Source organism: Corallococcus terminator (assembly GCF_003611635.1).
Classification (GTDB): domain Bacteria; phylum Myxococcota; class Myxococcia; order Myxococcales; family Myxococcaceae; genus Corallococcus; species Corallococcus terminator.
The window spans coordinates 1-3,394 of the sequence record NZ_RAVZ01000555.1 but is presented as its reverse complement, the minus strand read 5'-3'; the positions used below and the strand labels follow the sequence as shown (position 1 = coordinate 3,394).

Here is a 3,394-nt window from a genome sequence, read left to right as displayed (position 1 = left end):
ATCCACCACCGCGACCAGCGGCACGCGCGCCTCCGCCATCCGCCGCAGCGCCGTCCATCCGTCCTCGCGCAGCTCCGCCACCACCCCGTCCTCCATCGCGTCGCGCACGATGCACCCGGCGCGCTGCTCCTCCGGCAGGGCCTGCACCGCCGCCCACGTCACGCGCCCCACCGGCCGCCCCCCGCTCGTCACCGGCAACACCGACACGTGCTCGCGCCGCAGCGCCCACTGCGCGTCCAGCATGGACAGGTCCAGGTCCACGCCCACCACCCGGGGCGTCATCAGCGTCTCCACCCGCACGCGCTCCAACGCCACGCGCATCCGCACCTGCCTGGACTCCGCCTCCGCGCCCATCAGCACGAAGAAGGCAATCACCAGCGTGAACGGGTTGAACGTCACCACGCCCCACACACCGAACAGCACCGCGAACACCCGGCCCAGCGCCGCCGCCACCCGCGTCGCCTTCACCACCCCCAGCCGGGGCGTCAGCGCCGCGCGAACGATGCGCCCCCCATCCATCGGGAACGCCGGCAACAGGTTGAACAGCCCCAGCACCAGGTTGAGCATCGCCAGCGTGAAGCAGGCGAACTGCCACTGGAACGCACCCAGGCCGTGCATCAGCCACGTCACCAGCCCCAGCACCACCGCCAGCCCCAGGCTCGTCAGCGGCCCCACCAGCGCCATCAGCGCCTCGTCGCGCGGCCGCTTCGGCGTCTCCGCCAGCTCCGACACGCCCCCGACAATCATCAGCGTGATGCCGTGCACCTCCCCGCCATGACGCAGCGCATAAAGCGTATGCGCCATTTCGTGGAGGAGGACCGACACGAAGAGGCCCACCGCCACGCCCAGGCCCCAGAGCAGGGGGTGCCCGCCCAGGGCCTCCGGGGCCACCTCCGCGGCGCTGGCGGCCTGCTCGAACGCCGCTCCGAACGAGAAGGCCAGCAGCGGCAGCACCAGCAGCAGCGTGAAGTGGACGCGGATGGGGACGCCCCGGAACGAACCCACCTGGAGTGCTCCTGGCCTCGCGTGCATGTCGCCTCCCCGCTCCCCCGCGCGCCCTGGCGAAGGACACGGTGTCGGAAATCCTGAACATCCATCCCACCCCCTGTCGCTGCACGAAATGCCCGCCCGTCCGCCCGTCCCTTTGGGAGCAAGGGAAGCGCTGCGACCGCCCCTGCAATCGTGTTAGAGCCGCCGGTCATGGACGCGACCCCCGAGAAGGATCCTCTCCGCGCACGGCTCCAGCAGATGGAGAAGCAGGCCGAGCAGGGCGGCGGTGCCGACCGCATCGCCAAGCAGCACGAGGCCGGCAAGCTCACGGCCCGCGAGCGCATCGACCTGCTCCTGGACCCCGGCTCCTTCAGCGAACTGGACAAGTTCGTCACCCACCGCAGCCACGACTTCGGCATGGGCGACAAGAAGATCCTCGGCGACGGCGTCGTCACCGGGTACGGCACCGTGGAAGGCCGGCAGATCTTCGTCTTCGCGCAGGACTTCACCGTGTTCGGCGGCTCGCTGTCGGGCGCCTACGCGCAGAAGATCTGCAAGATCATGGACCTGGCCACCCGCGTGGGCGCGCCCGTCATCGGCCTGAACGACTCCGGCGGCGCGCGCATCCAGGAAGGCGTGGAGAGCCTCGCCGGCTACGCGGACATCTTCCTGCGCAACACGCTGGCGTCGGGCGTGGTGCCCCAGATTTCGCTCATCCTGGGGCCGTGCGCGGGCGGCGCGGTGTACTCGCCCGCCATCACCGACTTCATCATGATGGTGAAGGACACGTCGTACATGTTCATCACCGGCCCGGACGTCATCAAGACGGTGACGCACGAGGAGGTCACCAAGGAGGCCCTGGGCGGTGCGCTCACGCACAACCAGAAGTCCGGCGTGGCCCACTTCGCCGCGGAGAACGAACAGGCCGCCATCGCGATGACGCGCGAGCTGCTCTCGTACCTGCCCTCCAACAACCAGGAGGATCCGCCCGCGCAGCCGTGTGACGACGACGCGTTCCGCGCCGAGGAGTCGCTCAAGACGCTGGTGCCGGCGAACCCGAACAAGCCCTACGACGTGAAGGAGATCATCCGCGCCGTCGTGGACAGCAAGCACTTCTTCGAGGTGCAGGAGCACTTCGCCAAGAACATCGTCGTCGGCTTCGCGCGCATGAACGGCCGCAGCGTGGGCATCGTCGCCAACCAGCCCGCCATCCTCGCCGGCTGCCTGGACATCGACGCCAGCGTGAAGGCCGCGCGCTTCGTGCGCTTCTGCGACTGCTTCAACATCCCCCTGCTCACCCTGGTGGACGTGCCCGGCTTCCTGCCCGGAACCGACCAGGAATGGGGCGGCATCATCACCCACGGCGCCAAGCTGCTCTACGCGTACGCGGAAGCCACCGTCCCGAAGATCACGCTCATCACCCGCAAGGCCTACGGCGGCGCGTACGACGTGATGGCGTCCAAGCACATCCGCGCGGACATCAACTACGCCTGGCCCACCGCCGAAATCGCCGTGATGGGACCCGAAGGCGCGGTGAACATCATCTTCCGCGGCGAACTGCAGAAGGCCCCGGACGCCAACGCCGAGCGCAAGAAGCTCACGGACGACTACCGCGAGAAGTTCGCCAACCCGTTCAAGGCCGCGGAGCTGGGCTACGTGGATGAGGTCATCCGCCCGGAGGAGACCCGCGCCAAGGTCATCCGCGCACTGGAGATGCTCAAGGACAAGCGCCAGGACAACCCGCCGCGCAAGCACGGCAACATCCCGCTCTGAGTCCCGGACCGTGCTCGCCCGCCCTCCTCTGCCCGGGGGGCAGGCGAGCGTGGACACTTCTGGAAATTCTCAGGTAACGCCGGGGCTTTCACCGGGCCACCCAAGGAGCCCCCCGCGTGTCCCAGCAGCGACGCCTTGTTCTCTTCCTCTCCGACGTCGAAGGTAACCTCACCGCTCTGCGTCAGACGCTCAAGGGCGTGTGCGAGGGCCTGGACCTGCCCACTCCGGAAGTGAAGTGGGTGGAGGCCCGCCCGGACGCGCTCGCCGACGGCGGCTGGCACGTGGCGGAAATCCCGCTCGTGTCCGGCAAGGTGTCCGGAAAGGTGTCCTCCCCCGAGGAGCACCTGGACGCGATGACGCAGGCCCTGTCCAAGGACTTCCGCGACCGCTCCATGGGCATGTACGTGGACCGCGAGCACAGCTACGCCCGCGTCTGCATGGCCGCCCCCAGCCGGCCGCCCAAGGCCATGGAGGGCGAGTACCTGGACGTCCTCAGGCAGGCCGCGCGCTGGCTGGACGTGGAGACCACCACCCTGGCCCGGCTCTTCAGCGGGAACGCGGCGCGCAACCTGCTGGCCGCGGCGGTGGACTTCGGCCCGGACGGCAAGGCGGTGGAGGCCCCCGCCCACCC

3 protein-coding genes are annotated in these 3,394 nt (G+C 69.4%); 2 read left to right on the top strand and 1 reads right to left on the bottom strand.

Annotated features, from left to right (window positions below):
* Positions 1 to 1,032, bottom strand: a 1,032-nt coding sequence (locus tag D7V88_RS45340; RefSeq protein WP_147449089.1) for a site-2 protease family protein, incomplete at its 3' end; no start/stop codon positions are given.
* A gap of 168 nt (positions 1,033 to 1,200) precedes the next feature.
* Here D7V88_RS45340 and D7V88_RS39935 point away from each other — a divergent pair.
* Both D7V88_RS39935 and D7V88_RS39930 read left to right on the top strand, forming a co-directional pair.
* Positions 1,201 to 2,763 carry an acyl-CoA carboxylase subunit beta gene (locus tag D7V88_RS39935; protein WP_120545747.1) on the top strand — a complete coding sequence of 521 codons (1,563 nt, stop codon included), beginning with the start codon at positions 1,201 to 1,203 and terminating at the stop codon, positions 2,761 to 2,763.
* A 116-nt stretch (positions 2,764 to 2,879) separates the two neighbouring features.
* Positions 2,880 to 3,394: hypothetical protein (locus tag D7V88_RS39930; protein WP_120545746.1), on the top strand; the 515-nt coding region annotated here is incomplete at its 3' end.

Bases quoted from the DNA above. Each gene is read 5' to 3' on its own strand.
- D7V88_RS39935 (WP_120545747.1), top strand. From the start codon at position 1,201: ATGGACGCGACCCCCGAGAAGGATCCTCTCCGCGCACGGCTCCAGCAG.